This is a genomic window from Pseudomonas azotoformans (assembly GCF_001579805.1).
Taxonomy (GTDB): domain Bacteria; phylum Pseudomonadota; class Gammaproteobacteria; order Pseudomonadales; family Pseudomonadaceae; genus Aquipseudomonas; species Aquipseudomonas azotoformans_A.
In genome coordinates, this window is record NZ_CP014546.1 from 1,428,530 (window position 1) to 1,444,277 (window position 15,748).

The window sequence follows — 15,748 nt, forward strand, 5'->3', positions numbered from 1 at the left end:
ATGCGCGAACCCGGCTTATTGAAACCCGCGTTCCTGTGGCTGCTGCTGTTGGCGCCGCTGTTTTTCAGCACCTACGGCTTTGCCACCTGGGTCACCAGCCAGCGCAGCGACGTCGGCACGCTGGTGTTCGGCTGGGAAACCCATATGCCGTTCTGGGCCTGGACCATCGTGCCCTACTGGTCCATCGACCTGCTCTACGGGTTTTCCCTGTTGCTACCCAACACCCGGCATGAACTGAAGCAACATGCGCTGCGCTTGCTGAGTGCCCAGGTGATCGCCGTGAGCTGCTTCCTGATCTGGCCGCTGCGCTTCACCTTCGAACGGCCGGAGCTGGACGGCGTGTTCGGCTGGCTGTTTGCGGTGCTGGCGGGGTTCGACAAACCGTTCAACCAGGCGCCGTCCCTGCATATCGCGTTGCTGGTGATCCTGTGGGTCATGTACCAACGCCATACTCAGGGATTCTGGCGTTGGCTGGTGCATGGCTGGTTCGCGTTGATCGGTATTTCAGTGCTGACCACTTATCAACATCACTTTATCGACTTACCCACAGGCGCCCTCGCCGGGTGGCTGTGTGTGTGGTTGTGGCCGGTGGAACATCCGAGCCCGTTATTGAATGCACGGCTGACGCGGGATCCCAAGCGCTGGCGGTTAGGTGTGCGCTATGGCCTTGGCGCCTTGCTGTTGGCAATTCTTGCGTTTGTACTGGGCGGCGGCGGTTTGTGGATACTTTGGCCTGCGGTTTCCCTCGCCTTGATCAAAGCGAATTACTTCGTGCTGGGCGCTGCGGGGTTCCAGAAACGCGCCGACGGCCAACTGACACCTGCTGCGCGCTGGCTGTATGCGCCCTATCTGGCCGCGGCCTGGATCAACTCGCGCCTGTGGACACGCAAGCATCCACAACCGGACCTGATTGTGGATAACGTCTGGCTCGGGCGTATTCCTACAGCAAGTGAGCAAGAACCCTTCAAGGCCATCGTCGATCTCTGTGCCGAATTACCGATTAATCCACAGGGCCGCGCTTACCAATCGATTCCCGTGCTGGACCTGATTGCCCCGAGCCCCGACGAATGCCTGCAAGCCGCGCAAGCCATCGAACGCTTGCGCACTAACGGCCCCTTGCTGGTGTGCTGCGCCCTTGGCTATTCGCGCAGCGCCACCGCCGTCGCGGCCTGGCTACTGCATACCGGGCGCGCCGCGACGATAGAGGATGCGCTGACTATCATTCATACAGCGCGGGCCGATGTGGTCCTGCACCCCGCACACCGTGAAGCTTTGGAGGGTTTACCCCATGCCCGCTGATATGGAACTGCAGGTTGTCGCCAGCTTGTTGCGTCGAGGTCGCTCGCTGGATCAGTTATCCACAGGCCTGACCCTGGTCGGCGTACTGTTCGGCCTGGCCCAACTGCTGATGGCCAGTATTGCGCCGATCTGCCTGCTGCTGAGTCTGTGGATGATTATCCTCGGGCTGCTGCAAAAGTACTGGGCGCTGCGCGTGGCCTTCGACGCCGACCTGTTCGCGCTGCTGGCCCGGGACATCGACCGCACCCCGGACCTCGACCAGGCCTTGCAAACCCTTGGCCTGCAATCGGCCAAGCGCGTTGGCCGACCCTGGACCGAGCGCCGTCGTGGCGCGCTCAAACTGTTGCGCAAACAAGCCTGGCTGCTGGGCGCGCAAGCGCTGCTGACCCTGGGCGTGATCCTCGCCAGCCCTTGGCTGCCTTTCGCCGGATAAGGAATCCCCATGTTCGAACCCGTGGTCGCCACGCTGATTACCTCCATGGCCCGCACCGTCACCGGCGCCCGCAGCCTGTGGCTCGGTTGCGCGCCGGTGCCGGTGCAACGCATCTACTTCGCCAACCACAGCAGCCACGGAGACTTCGTGTTGCTGTGGGCCTCGCTGCCGCAGAACCTGCGCAAATTCACGCGCCCGGTCGCCGGCAGCGATTACTGGAATACCAGCGCCCTGCGTCGCTACATCATCAACCGAGTGTTCAACGGCGTGCTGATCGACCGCGAACGCAAGGACCCTGTGGATAACCCTTTGCAACCCATGCTCAACGCTCTGGAAGGCGGCGATTCGCTGATCATCTTCCCCGAAGGCACGCGCAACCTCGAAGACGGCCTGTTGCCGTTCAAAAGCGGTTTATATCACCTGGCGAAAAGTTACCCACAGGCCGAATTGGTGCCGGTGTGGATCGCCAATCTCAACCGGGTCATGCCCAAGGGCCGCGTCCTGCCGCTGCCCTTGCTGTGCACCACCAGCTTCGGCGCGCCGCTGCAACTGGAAGACGGCGAAGACAAAACCGCCTTCCTCGCCCGCACCCGCGACGCCCTGCTCGCCCTTGCCCCGGAGCCTGTCTGACATGGATAGCCAAACCCTGATGTTGTTCGGCGGCATCGGCGCCATCCTGGTGCTCGCCTCGCTGATCGGCCTGATCCTCAAGCTGCGCACCCGTGGCAGCCCCAATGCCGTCATCGACAACCTCAATGCGCGCATCAACGCCTGGTGGGTCATGGTGGTGGTGATCGGCATCGCCTTCTGGCTCGGCACCGGCGCGGTGATCCTGCTGTTCTACGCAGTGTCGTTCTACGCCCTGCGCGAATTCCTCACCCTCACCCCCACCCGCCGCAGCGACTACCCGGCGCTGGTCGCCGCGTTCTACCTGGCGCTGCCGCTGCAATACCTGCTGATCTACTCGGACTGGTACGGGCTGTTCTCGATCTTCATCCCGGTATACGTGTTCCTGCTGCTGCCGATCCTCGCCTCCCTGGGTGGCGACAGCACGCACTTCCTGGAACGCGCGTCGAAAGTGCAGTGGGGCCTGATGATCGCAGTGTTCTGTGTGTCTTTCGTGCCCGCCCTGCTCACCCTCGACATCCCCGGCTACGAAGGCCGCAACCTGCTGCTGATTGCCTACCTGGTGATCGTGGTGCAACTGTCGGACGTCTTGCAGTACGTGTGTGGGAAATTGTTCGGCAAGCACAAGATCGCGCCGAACCTGTCACCGTCGAAAACCGTGGAAGGCTTTGTCGGCGGCATCCTGCTGTCGTCGCTGATCGGCGCGGCGTTGTGGTGGACCACGCCGTTCAACCCGTGGCAGTCGTTCTTGATTGCACTGCTGATCAACCTGCTCGGATTTGCCGGCGGCATCGTGATGTCGGCGATCAAACGCGATCGCGGCGTGAAGGATTGGGGCCATATGATCGAAGGGCACGGCGGGATGTTGGATCGGTTGGATTCGGTGTGCTTTGCGGCGCCGATTTTCTTTCATCTTGTGCGGTATTGGTGGACGTAAATTTCGTTGCCATTAACAACTTGAACGAATTTTTAAGCCTATAGGCAAACAAAATTATGTATTTTGTTAGCCTATAGGCTTATTTTTTTATTTATTTGTATGCCTATAGGCTAATATTAATAAAGAAATTGATAGCCTATAGGCTTACAAAGGATCATTTACCATGAGTGCTTCCAAGCTCTACAAACTGCGCCTTTCTCAAGTAGAACGTGCCATTGAGCCGTTTAATACCATTAAAAATGCGGCTGTTCCGCCAGGCGGTTGGCTGCGGGCTATCCGAGAATCATTAGGCCGCTCATTAAAAACGCAGGCCGAAATTGCCGGCGTATCCTCAGGGACGTTGACCAAGTCCGAGCGCTCAGAGGCTGAAGATCGGATATCACTCGCACAGCTAAGAAAGCTAGCAGCAGCACTGGACTGTGAACTCGTCTACGGCCTGGTCCCCAAGAAGCCCCTGCACGAAGTCATCCAAGACCGCGCCGAATTCATGGCGAAGCAAGAAATCCTAGGCGTTGCACACTCCATGAGCCTCGAAGACCAACGCCCCTCTGATGCGTTCATCGAACGTCAGATTGATGAACGCCGCAGAGAACTACTCGACGGTTCGTGGGCCCGCCTATGGCAATAGAACTGGAACTGAAACCAGGCCAAACGCCTCTCGATCCCGACGAAGTCGCTGGCCTGAAACCGAGGCATATCGCCAACCAGGGCGAATTGGATGAATGGGAAGCGCAGAACATCCTCAAAGCCTCACGTTGGATAGCGCGGCAAAAAAAGCTGGATGTACTGAACGACCATTTCTGCCGTGAGCTTCACGTGAAAATGTTCGACGACACTTGGAAATGGGCCGGCACCTTCCGCAAATCCGATAAGAATATCGGCTGTGATTGGACGCAGATCGCGGTCAACTTACGACAGTTGCTCGACAACATGGCTTACTGGCTGGAACACAATGTCTTCCCGCCAGAAGAGGTTGCCGTGCGCTTTCACCACCGACTTGTTTGGCTACACGCCTTTCCGAATGGCAACGGTAGACATGCTCGCCTCATGACCGACTGCCTACTGAGGCAATGTGGTCTTGCTCCCTTCTCCTGGGGTCGCGGTAACCTGGTGACCGCTACTGAAGTACGCCAACGCTACATCCAAGCGCTTCGCGCTGCCGACAACAATGATTACACGCTACTGTCGGCATTCGTGCGCAGTTGACGCGCCGCTTGAGGATAACGGGCAACGTTAGGGTGAATCGTGAATCCGCTGTACCCCTGTGGCGAGGGAGCTTGTCACAAGCGCTTAACCCGGCAAATGCCCCAGTGGCAATGCCCCTGGGGTTTTCACGGTCTGGATCGCGAAGTTGCTGCGGATATCCCTCACCCCCGGCAGCTTCAGCAAACTACCCGTAACGAACCGCTCATAGCCGCGCAAATCCGGCACCACCACCTGCAACAGAAAGTCCGACTCCCCCGACACCAGGAACGCCGAGATCACCTCTAGCAGCGCCGTGACCGCCTCACGAAAGGCGTTGGCCTCGGTGTCGTTATGCCGCTCCACCTTCACGCCCACGAACACCATCATCCCCAGGCCCACTTCATCGCGATCCAGTGTGGCCTGGTAGCCGCGAATCACGCCGGCTTCTTCCAGCAGTCGCACGCGCCGCAGGCAGGGTGAGGCAGACAGCCCGATCTCGTCGGCCAGTTGTACATTGCTCAGGCGGCCGTCGCGTTGTAGGGCTTCGAGAATCTTGCGGTCAAAAGCATCGAGTTTCAGATTTGGCATAAGTGGATGGCTTTCATGGCAATAAGTGGCAGATAGCGCCAAGACTAGACGCTTTTCGGGCTGATTACGCAAGCACCTGCCCCGCCCTTCGGCCCTAGAATTGGCCGACACACAAGGGGGGTGGAACATGGCGGAACTCTGGTTGTTTCTGGTGGCTCTTTCGGTGGCGTACCTGCTGCCGGGGCCGGACATGATCCTGCTGCTGCAGACCGGCGCGCGTCAGGGCAAGGCCCTGGCGCTGACCACGGCGATTGGCCTGGGACTGGCCCGCGCCTGCCATGTAGCGCTGGCGGGCATGGGTTTGGCGACCTTGTTCAAGGTGGCGCCCTGGACCTTTGATGTAGTGCGCCTGGGCGGCGCGGCCTATCTGTTGTGGCTGGGGGTGCAGTGCCTGCGGGCAAATATGCTGCCGACGCTCGATACGGCCAACGCCACCCTGACAACGCGTGCCTGGCGTGCCGCGCTGCAACGTGGCTTGCTGACCAACCTGCTCAATCCCAAGGCACTGCTGTTCTGTTCGGTACTGCTGCCGCAATTCATCAACCCGCAAGCCGGACCGGTGGCGTCGCAATTCGCCTTGCTGGGGGTGATTCTGGTCGCAGTCGGTTTCGTCTTCGACTGTTGTTATGCCTTGGCCGGCGTGCGCATTGGCCAGTGGCTGGCACGCAATCGCTCGGCGCAGCGTGTGCAGCAATGGCTATTCGGCAGTCTTTTGATCGGTTTTGCGGTGCGTCTCACTTTTGTGCAACACGCCTAGCGGTGCAGCGTATCGGCGTCATCTTTTGTATCAAAGACGCGTGTAAGATACGCCGCACTTAGCCAGGGATGCTCACCATGTTCGATTCGTTCAAAGCGATCAGCCGCCGTATTGTCGGTGCGTTATTGACTGTGGTGGGGGCCGTCTTTGGTCAATGGCATCCGCCGCTCTGGCTGCGTGCAGTCGGGCGTGGGCTGGCGAACCTGGGCAACAAGGCGCGCGCTTATCCGCGTCAAACCGGTGCCGGCTTAGTGGGCCTGGTATTGCTGGCCGCCGCCGGTTTCTACGGCTGGCATTGGTACTCCAACCTGCCACAGCCGCATACCGCGAGCTACTCGCTGCACAAACCCAACCTTACCGACTACACCCAGCAAACGCCGGTTGTGGATAACTTGCAGGTGCGCTTTGGCGAATCCGTGGCTCCGTTGTCGGCCATCGGCAAACCGGTCACCGAGGGTATTACCCTTAAACCTGCGGTAGCGGGCACCTGGCGCTGGGCGGATGACCGCAGCCTGTTGTTCGTGCCGGAAAAAGACTGGCCCATCGATGCCCATTACACCCTGGACATGGCGAAGAAAAACCTGCTCGCCGACGGCGTGTTGCTCGACCAGTACAGCACGCAGTTTTCCACCCAACCGTTCCGCGCCACCCTGGCGCAAAACGAGCTGTACCAGGACCCGTCCAACCCGACGCTGAAACAGCTGGTGGCGACCTTCCATTTTTCCCACCCGGTGGATGAAGACAACCTACGCAAGCGCGTCACGGTAACCCTAGGTAAAGGCCTGGCCTACCGCGACGCCCAGTTGCCCAACCGCCCGGAAATCACCTTCGACGAGAAAAAACTCAACGCGTACGTGCGCTCCGCCGCCCTGGCCACACCACTGGAAAGCACGCCCGTCAGCGCCAAGCTCGACGAAGGCATCAAGGCCCGCGACGGTGGCAACGCCAGCACCGCGCCGCTGGTGTCGGAGGTCACCGTGCCCGGCCGCTATCGCCTGACCTTTACCGGCGCCGAAGTGAGTTTTGTCGACAACGCACGGGGTGAACCAGAGCCGGTGTTGATGTTCAGCAGTTCCAGCGCCGTCGCCGACGAGACCATCGCCGGTAAGGTCCAGGCCTGGTTGTTGCCGGAAAAAGCCCAGGACGACACGCGCCCCTACAGCAGCAACGACATCGACGACGCCCTGCTCGCCCGCAGCACCAAGCTCAACCTGACCCATGTGCCCAGCGTCGAACCGCTGAATACCCTGCACGCCTTCAAATTCAAGGCCCCGGCCGGGCGCGCGGTGTATGTGCGAGTCCCCGCCAACCTGGAAGCCATCGGCGGCTACCTGGCGAAGAATCCTACGGCGTCGCTGATCAGCATGCCGGCTTACCCACGCACCTTGCAGTTCCTGTCTGACGGCGCCTTACTCAGCCTTAATGGCGAAAAACGCCTGGGCTTCATGGCTCGCGGTGTGCCTGGCGCCCATGTGGAAATCGCCCGCCTGCTGCCCAACCAGTTGCAACACCTGGTGGACCAAAGCAGCGGCAGCTTTGCCCGGCCGAACTTCGGCAACGAATATTTCGATCGCATGGTCGAGCGTCAGTCTCTGGATATCCCGCTGTCATCCAATGACCCGGCGAAAACCGTCTACGACAACGTGGACCTCAGCCACTACCTCACCGCCAATGGCGGCCGTCGCGGGATTTTCGTACTCAAGTTGAGCCCGCAGGATGACCCGGCCCAACGCACTTTCGAGTACGACCGCAGCAGCACCAGCGACCTGCGTTTTATCGTGGTGACAGACCTGGGCATCATCGCCAAGCGCTCCAGCGATGGCAGCCATGACGTGTATGTGCAGTCCATCGGCAACGGTTCGCCGGTGTCCGACGCGCAAGTCGACATTATTGGGCGTAACGGCCTGCCGGTGAGCAGTGGCCGCACCGACGCCGAAGGCCACGCACACTTCGCCAAACTGGATGAACTGCGCCGTGAGAAAACGCCGCTGATGTATGTGGTCACTCGCGGCAATGACCAGTCGTTTTTGCCGATCGCCCGTCAGTCCCAGCAACTGGATCTGTCGCGCTTCGATGTAGGCGGTTTGGAAGAAGACGGTGCGATTGATCGCCTCAGCGCCTACCTGTTTACCGACCGCGGCCTGTACCGTCCGGGCGAAACCGCGCACCTGGGCATGATCGTGCGCAGCGGCAACTGGAAAGGCGCCTTGCTGGGCCTGCCGGTTGAGCTGCAAATCACCGACCCCCGTGGCCTGGAAGTGATTCGCCAGCCGTTGAAGCTGTCCGCCAGCGGTTTTGAAACCTTTGATTTCCCCAGCAGTGAAGTCGCCCCCGCCGGGGAATACACCGCGACCTTGCAGTTGATCGGCCAGAAGCAGACCCGCACCGACCTGGGCAGCGTGAGCTTCAAGGTCCGTGACTTCGAACCGGACCGCATGAAGGTCAGCCTGAGTTTGCACGACACGCCTGTGCAGGGCTGGATTCCACCGGACCAAGTGGTGGCCAAGGTCACCGCGATGCATCTGTTTGGCGCCCCGGCGTCCGGCCGTCGCGTGACGGCCAAAATGTCCCTGAGCCCGACGCTCGCGGCGTTTGATCGTTACCCGGATTACCGTTTCCGTCTCAACGACTCCCTGGAAGACGCCACCACGGAAGACCTGGCCGAAACCACCGTCGACGATAACGGCCAGGCCGTGCTCGACCTCAACCTGCAACGCTTCGCCAACAGCACCTATCGCCTGCAGGTGATGAGCCAGGTGTTCGAAGCGGAAGGCGGTCGCAATGTGGCGGCGCAAAGTGCCTTGCTGGTGTCGTCCGCGCCCTACCTTGTGGGTGTGAAAAGTCAGGATTCGCTGTCGTACGTCGCCAAGGATGCGCCGCGCCAGGTGCAATGGCTGGCCGTCGCGCCGGACCTTTCGCCCCTGGCGGTGGACGGCCTGACCACTGAAGTGGTCGAGCATCGGTATGTGTCGGTGCTGGTGAAACAATCCAACGGCACCTACAAATACGAGTCGCGCATCAAGAACATCAGCCAGCCGGCCTCACCGCTGGTGATGACCCAGGAAGGCGCCAAGCAGGCCCTGAACACCGGCACACCGGGTGACTTCACCCTGCAATTGAAAGACGCCAACGGCAACCTGCTCAACCAGATCGACTACAGCGTGGCCGGACGAGGCAACACCTCGCGCTCGCTGGAACGCAATGCCGAGCTGCAACTGCGCCTGGATAAACGCAGCTACGCCACCGGTGATGAAATTGCGATCAGCATCCGCGCGCCGTATACCGGTGCCGGCTTGATCACCATCGAGCGGGACAAGGTCTACACCCAGCAATGGTTCAAGGCCGACAGCACCAACAGCGTGCAACATATCCGCGTGCCTGCAGGGCTTGAAGGCAATGCCTACGTCAACGTGCAGTTTGTGCGCGACATGGGCTCGGCCCGAGGTGTACATGAGCCCGCTGTCCTATGGCGTGGTGCCCTTCAGCATCAACCTGGATGCGCGGCGCATGGCGTTGAAGATTGAAGGCCCGGCGAAGATCGAGCCGGGGCAGATGCTCGACATCAAGGTCAACGCCGACCGCCCAGGTCGCGCGGTGGTGTACGCGGTGGACGAAGGCATCCTGCAAGTGGCGCGCTACCAGACGCCGGATCCGCTGGGCTTCTTCTTCCAGAAGCGAGCGCTGGAGGTCGGCACCAGTCAGATCCTTGACCTGATCCTGCCGGAATTCAGCCGTCTGCTCAGTGGGGCAGCGCCCGGTGGCGATACGGAAGGCGCCCTGGCCAATCACCTCAACCCGTTCAAGCGTAAACACCAGCCGCCTGTGGCTTGGTGGTCTGGACTGGTCGACCTGCCCGCTGGCGAAACCGTACTGCATTACCAGGTGCCGGACAGCTTCAACGGCAAGCTGCACCTGTTTGCGGTGGCGGTGGACAGTGACAGCGTGGGCGTCAGCGAAACCAATACCGACGTGCGCGGCCCGATCGTGATCACGCCCAACGTGCCGGCCTTTGTGGCGCCGGGGGATGTGTTCAACGTCAGCGCCGGGGTGTTCAGCAACCTCGACGCGGCGGCAGAGGTGAAGTTTGAACTGCAGACCAGCGATGGCCTGAAGGTACAGGGCGACAAGGGCAGCACCTTGTCCCTGCAACCGCGCAAGGAAGGCACCGCCGAGTTCAAGATCAAGGTTGGCGAGACCCTGGGTTCGGCGGACCTGCGATTTGTCGCAGTGCTGCCGGATGGCAAACGCATCCAGGTGGCCGAAACCACTTCGATCCGCCCACTGAGCGAACATCGCGTCGCCCTGAGCCTGGGTCGCTTTGAGAGCGCCAGCAAAGAGCTCAAACCTACCCGCGAATTGTTCAGCCAACTGCGCGACGTACAGTTGGGCGTGGCGGCCTCGCCACTGGTGTGGGCCAACGGCCTCAAGCATTACCTGGACGATTACGGCTACGCCTGCACCGAGCAACTGGTGTCCAAGGCCATGCCGGCGTTGATCTGGGGCGGCAACGCACCTGAGGCCGAACAAGCCTTCGGCAGTGCGGTGCGCATGCTGCGCCAGCGCCAGAACCAGGCCGGCGGCTTTGGTTTGTGGGCGGCCAACCCGGACGTAGCGCCGTACGCCAGCCTGTACGCCACCGACTTCCTGATCGAAGCCAAGGAGCGCGGCTTGCCGGTGCCGGAAGACCTGTTGGTGCGCTCGAATGCGTACCTGACCGACCTGGCCAATGGCCCTAGCGAGGGCCTGTCGGAGTTGCGTAACCGTGCCTACGCCAGTTACCTGCTAAGCCGTCAGGGGATTCTGGTAAGTGGCGCCTTGAGCGATATCCGCGAGCGCTACGAGGGCTACTTCAAGGACAGCTGGCAGAACGACCTGGGCGCCGCTTACCTGGCGGCCAGCTACAAGCTGCTCAAGCAGGATCGCCAGGCTGACACGCTGTTCCGCAAAATCCCCTGGCGCTCGCTTGTGGATAAGTGGGACAGCGACGGTTTGTACTACGACCCGCTGGTGCACGACGCCGAACACCTGCACCTGTTGGCGCGACATTTCCCAGAGGTGATGGACGATGTGCCTACAGCGCTGCTGGATAAACTCGGTAAGCGCCTCAACGAGCAGCGTTACAACTCGCTGTCGGCGGCCCTGCTGCTGCGCGCCCTGGACAACTACGGCCAGCGTGCGCAAAGCGACATGACCCTCAAGGCCACGGCCTGGCTGGGGGACAAGCAGCAGCAATTGCTGGAGATGGCCGGTCAGCCACCCCGCGCCGCCGTGCCGGGTGCAACGCAGAAGCTGGTGATGGAAAAATCCGACGGCCCGGCGGCGTTCTTCATGCTCAGCGAAGCCGGTTTCGACAAGGGCGCCAAGCTCAAGCCGATCACCAATGGCCTGGAGATCATCCACGAATACCTCGACCTCAAGGGCGAGCCGGTGAGCAAGGTCGCGGTAGGTGATGAGTTCCTGGTGCGCCTGCGTCTGCGCGCGACCGACCGTGACCAGGTGCAGCAAGTGGCCGTGGTCGACCTGCTGCCGGGTGGCGTCGAGCCTGTGTATAACTTGCCGCCGGAGCCGGAAGCCGCCAGCAGCGAGGAAGGCGAAGAGTCCGAGTACGTGGAAGAGGACAGCCAGGAAGAAGAAAGCTGGCAAGCCCCCATCGGCGAAACCGAGCTGAGCAACTGGCAGCCGGAGTACGTGGACGTACGTGATGATCGAGTGGTGTTGTACGGCACCGCGCTGCGTGATGTAGGCACTTTCGTCTACCGCGTGCGCGCTACCAACGCGGGCACTTTCAATACGCCACCGGCCTATGCCGAAGGCATGTACGAAACCACCCTGCAAGGGCGCGGCAAAGTAGGCCAGCTTGAAATTACCAAGCCTTAAGCGCCTGACACTGCCGCTGTTCGCAGCGGCGGTGGTCCTGGTGGGGCTGCGATTGTGGCCCCATGCTCCGCTGGAACAGACGGTGACCTCATCGCGGGTGGTGTTGGCCGATGATGGCTCGCTGCTGCGCATGACCTTGGCGGATGACGGGCAATACCGTCTTTGGCTACCGTTGGAGCGGATTTCTCCTTCATTGGTCGAGGCCTTGCTGCTCAAGGAAGACCGCAATTTCTACTGGCACCCGGGGATCAATCCCCCGGCATTACTGCGCGCGGCCATGGCCACCTACAGCGGTGGCCAGCGCCAGGGTGGCTCGACCTTGAGCATGCAATTGGCACGGCGCCTATGGGACTTGAACACCCGCCAAGTGCCGGGCAAGTTGCAGCAGATGGCCTTGGCGCTGTGGCTGGAGGCGCGCTACAGCAAGCACGACATCCTTGAGGCCTATCTGAACCTGGCGCCGATGGGCGGCAATATCGAAGGTGCCGAGGCGGCCAGCCGTATCTACTTCGGCAAGTCGGCGACGCAGTTGTCGCTTTCCGAGGCGTTGGCGCTGGCGGTGATTCCGCAGCAACCGGGGCGACGCGCGCGCTTCGGCCCGCCGCTGCAACAGGCGCGGCAGCGTTTGATGGCTGACTGGCGCGAGACTTATCCACAAGACCCGCGCAATGACAGCTTGTTGGACTTGCCCCTGGAAGCACGCAACCGCCAGCAGATTCCGTTCCTGGCGCCGCATTTGAGTGAACAACTGCTGGCGTCCCAGCCCGGCAATGAGCTGAACAGCACCCTCAACCTGCCGCTGCAACAATTGCTCGAACGCCTGATCACCGGCTTCATCGCCGAACGGCGCAGCACCGGTGTGGAAAACGCCACGGCGATCTTGATCGACAGCCGCGACCAGAGCGTCAAGGCACTGGTCGGGTCGGCGGATTACTTATCCACAAGCCTTCACGGCCAGGTCAATGGCGTGCTGTCGCGGCGCTCGCCAGGGTCGACACTCAAGCCGTTCCTGTACGGGCTGGCGCTGGACCAGGGGGTGATTCACCCCATGAGCATCCTCAAGGACCTGCCGAGTAACTTCGGCTACTTCCAGCCGGAAAATTTCGACGGTAGTTTTGTCGGCCCACTGACCGCGCGGGACGCCCTGATCCGTAGTCGCAACATCCCGGCGGTGTGGCTCGCCAGCCAAGTCAAGTCGCCCTCTTTGTATGTGCTGTTGCAACGCGCCGGGATCACAGGCCTGCGTGACGAAAGCCATTACGGCCTGGCCCTGGCCCTCGGTGGCGGTGAAATGACCCCGGAAGAATTGGCGCGTCTGTATGTGATGCTGGCCGGCGATGGGCGTCTGCGGCCTTTGCGCTACTTGCAGGAACAGCCCCAGTCCACCGGCGCCCCACTGCTGACGCCCCAGGCGGCGTTCATGGTGCGCGATATGCTGCGCCGAAACCCTCGCCCGGATGGTCTGCCTGGACGCCACTGGCGTACCGCCTGGAAAACCGGCACTTCCTGGGGGTTTCATGATGCCTGGAGTGCAGGACTGGTGGGCCCCTACGTGCTGGTGGTGTGGGTGGGTAATTTCGATGGCCGGCCGAACCCAGCATTTATCGGTGCCAAGACTGCCGCGCCCTTATTCTTTCGCATCGCAGACGCCCTGCCCCTGGCGTTGCCCAACGTGGTTATCAAGGCCGACAAACCGCCCGCCGGGCTGGTGCGCATCGATGTCTGCGCCGCGTCCGGCGAGTTGCCCAATCGCTGGTGCCCGCAAACCCGCAAGACCTGGTACATCCCCGGCGTGTCGCCGATTCGGGTGTCCAACCTGCACCGCCCGGTGCTGATCGACACCCGCACCGGCAAGGCCGCCTGCCCGCCATTCGAGGCGCAATACACCCGTGAAGAGGTCTTCGAATTCTGGCCCAGCGACGTGCAACGCCTGTACCGCGCCGCCGGTCTGCCGCGACGTACGCCGCCCAACGTGATGAAAAACTGCCAGCCCAACCGTCTCAGTGACCAGAGCGAAGCCCCGCAGATCCGCTCGCCGCTGACCCAGGTGAGCTATCAATTGCGCCTGTCCCAGCCCCAGGAAAGCATCCCGCTGAATGCCAACGCCGCTAGCGACGCAGCGACGTTGTACTGGTTTGCCGATCAAACCTTGATCGGCCAGGGCCCGCCGCAAAGCACGCTGAACTGGCGACCGGGCAAGTCGGGGGAGTATCGGTTGCGGGTCAGTGATGATCAGGGGCGCAGTACGAGTCGAGGGTTGAAGGTGGAGTTTGTGCCCTGATCAGGCATCTTCATCGCTGAAACTACCCTTGCTCACCCGTTTGGCAAAATGCCTGTACGCAACCCCCATTTTGCGCTGCTCAAACAACGAGAACACCAGGGTGCCCAGCAGGATCAGCATCCACACCAGAAACTGTTTCAACGCATCCACATGGGCGACGAACAGCAGCAGGGTGACCACGCCACCAATCACCATGCCCAACGCCATCCAAGCGCCGAGCACACGGCCTACTGCCAGGCGCATGCCTTTGGGCAGCAACAGCCGGGTCCATATCAACACCACGAAAATCGTCAGCATGAAGCCGAACGCGGCCATGAAGGGGATCGGAAAACCGCCCTCGCGGTACAGCCAGGCCAGCAGCTTATACACAGGGCCAACTGATTCCATCTGTTGATAAGTATCCGGGCCCGGCAACTGCAATTGGGCAAAATGCGCAGGGGTCATGGCCATCACGCCAACCCCGAGCATCGCCACCACCGCGCCGTAGAAGCTACCGACACGCCATAACGGCGCCAGTACCCGGCGGTTTTCCACGTCCTCGGTCAGTGCCACGCCGAATACAGCCTTGGACTGTTTGCCCTGGGCGATCACGGTCTGGCCATCGCGCTCGCAGGCTTCGCCGATCAGCATCACGTCCAAGTCCTGGACCAGCAGGATTTCGCCTTGGCGGCGCGAGCTGCCGATCGATTCATAGTCGTCCGGTGATTTGTTGCCGAACAGGTCGATGCCTTCGGCGATGACGCGGATTTCTCCCGTGGCGTCCTGTACACGGAAGTCGTTGCAGCGCGCCTCGCTCTTGGCCCGGCTCCAACTCCAGCGCCCGTCGTCGTCCTTTTCGCCGTCTTCGATGATCCACACGTATCCCGCGCAGGGCTTGCCGTGCACCGGAGACACCAGCGGTTTATCCACAATCACCTTGCCACGGATTTCTACCAGGCCCATGGCCAGCGACCGTATCTGGCTGGTGGCCAGTCGTTGTTCGGTCTTGTAGAAGTTGGGGCCGAAGCTGGCCAGCAGGCACACCAGGGCGAATACCGGGAAAAACATCGCCACTACGGTCATCGGCGCGTAGACCAACAAGCAGGCAAACCCTGCCAGGCACAACAGCGCCAACAGGGTTTTCCAACGCGACTTCTTTTTCTCTTCGCCCGCCTGCGTGGTTTTCATGCCCCCGGCACCTCAAGCTTCACGCCTTCGTAACGGGTTTCTTCGGCACTGATGGCCAGCAGCGGAATGCGTTGATAGCTGAGCATCCGCGCGAAAAACAGGTCGGGGAACACCGCGATAGCGATGTTGTAGAGATTGACCGACTCATTGAAGAATTCACGACGGTCAGCGATGCGCTCTTCGACAGCCGAGATCGCCTGCTGAAGCTCGACCATGTTGGGACCGGAAATCAGCGTCGGGTAACCCTCCGCCACCGCAATCACCGACTTGAGCGCCGCATTCAACTGGTTGGACGCCTCGACCTTGTCATTCAGGCTGCTGGCGTTGAGGTATTGCTGGCGCGCATCACTGAGGCGGGTAAACAGCGCGTGCTCATGGTTCATCGCGGTCTGCACCACACGCATCAGATCCGGGATCTGATCCGCCCGTTGCTTGAGCAGCACATCGATATTGGCGAAAGCCTTGTCCACATCGTTACGCCGCATCACCAGGCCGTTGTAGACGCCCACCATCCAGCCGACGAGGCCGACAACAATGATCAGCACGACGATGCCGGCGATTAGGAGTTCGATGTTCATGGTGAAGGCATTCCCTGGC

General features: G+C 61.2%; 11 protein-coding genes and 1 pseudogene. 9 read left to right on the forward strand and 3 right to left on the reverse strand.

Features of this window, described 5'->3' with window-relative positions; translation table 11 throughout:
- From AYR47_RS06715 to AYR47_RS06740, 6 genes are all read left to right on the forward strand, one after another.
- Positions 1–1,299 (forward strand): phosphatase PAP2/dual specificity phosphatase family protein, encoded by a 1,299-nt coding sequence (locus AYR47_RS06715; RefSeq protein ID WP_061434691.1) that lies wholly within the window; start codon positions 1–3, stop codon positions 1,297–1,299.
- Positions 1,289–1,732, forward strand: coding sequence for a hypothetical protein (locus AYR47_RS06720; protein ID WP_016978701.1), 444 nt, complete (start codon positions 1,289–1,291; stop codon positions 1,730–1,732). The genes AYR47_RS06715 and AYR47_RS06720 overlap by 11 nt, the downstream gene beginning before the upstream one ends.
- Before the next feature lie 9 nt (positions 1,733–1,741).
- A complete protein-coding gene (locus AYR47_RS06725) occupies positions 1,742–2,362 on the forward strand; it encodes a lysophospholipid acyltransferase family protein (protein ID WP_061434693.1) in 621 nt (206 codons plus the stop codon).
- Between the two features lies 1 nt (position 2,363).
- Complete coding sequence (locus AYR47_RS06730) at positions 2,364–3,296, forward strand: phosphatidate cytidylyltransferase (protein ID WP_010207670.1); 933 nt, start codon at positions 2,364–2,366, stop codon at positions 3,294–3,296.
- Positions 3,297–3,459: 163 nt separating this feature from the next.
- On the forward strand, positions 3,460–3,924 hold the full coding sequence (locus tag AYR47_RS06735) for a helix-turn-helix domain-containing protein (RefSeq protein WP_033897219.1): 465 nt from the start codon (positions 3,460–3,462) through the stop codon (positions 3,922–3,924).
- Complete coding sequence (locus AYR47_RS06740; protein ID WP_033897218.1) at positions 3,915–4,502, forward strand: mobile mystery protein B; 588 nt, start codon at positions 3,915–3,917, stop codon at positions 4,500–4,502. The genes AYR47_RS06735 and AYR47_RS06740 overlap by 10 nt, the downstream gene beginning before the upstream one ends.
- An 84-nt stretch (positions 4,503–4,586) precedes the next feature.
- Here the strand turns inward: AYR47_RS06740 and AYR47_RS06745 are convergent, their stop codons facing one another.
- A complete protein-coding gene (locus AYR47_RS06745) occupies positions 4,587–5,060 on the reverse strand; it encodes an Lrp/AsnC family transcriptional regulator (protein WP_061449406.1) in 474 nt (157 codons plus the stop codon).
- 136 nt (positions 5,061–5,196) lie between these two features.
- On the opposite strand from AYR47_RS06745, the gene AYR47_RS06750 reads away from it, so the two are divergent.
- The 3 genes and pseudogenes from AYR47_RS06750 (at position 5,197) to pbpC (ending at position 13,984) form a co-directional block, all read left to right on the forward strand.
- Positions 5,197–5,826, forward strand: coding sequence for a LysE family translocator (locus AYR47_RS06750; RefSeq protein WP_033897217.1), 630 nt, complete (start codon positions 5,197–5,199; stop codon positions 5,824–5,826).
- 77 nt (positions 5,827–5,903) lie between these two features.
- Positions 5,904–11,703: pseudogene (locus AYR47_RS06755) on the forward strand (MG2 domain-containing protein).
- Positions 11,684–13,984, forward strand: a complete 2,301-nt coding sequence (gene pbpC, locus AYR47_RS06760; protein ID WP_061434694.1) for a penicillin-binding protein 1C — start codon at positions 11,684–11,686, stop codon at positions 13,982–13,984. The pseudogene AYR47_RS06755 and the gene pbpC overlap by 20 nt, the downstream one beginning before the upstream one ends.
- Here pbpC and AYR47_RS06765 read toward each other — a convergent pair whose 3' ends face one another.
- On the reverse strand, positions 13,985–15,151 hold the full coding sequence (locus AYR47_RS06765; RefSeq protein WP_061434696.1) for a hypothetical protein: 1,167 nt from the start codon (positions 15,149–15,151) through the stop codon (positions 13,985–13,987).
- The gene (locus tag AYR47_RS06770) at positions 15,148–15,729 is read right to left on the reverse strand and encodes a LemA family protein (RefSeq protein WP_033897213.1); all 582 of its coding nucleotides are present in this window, start codon (positions 15,727–15,729) and stop codon (positions 15,148–15,150) included. The genes AYR47_RS06765 and AYR47_RS06770 overlap by 4 nt, the downstream gene beginning before the upstream one ends.
- Between the last annotated feature and the right edge of the window lie 19 nt (positions 15,730–15,748).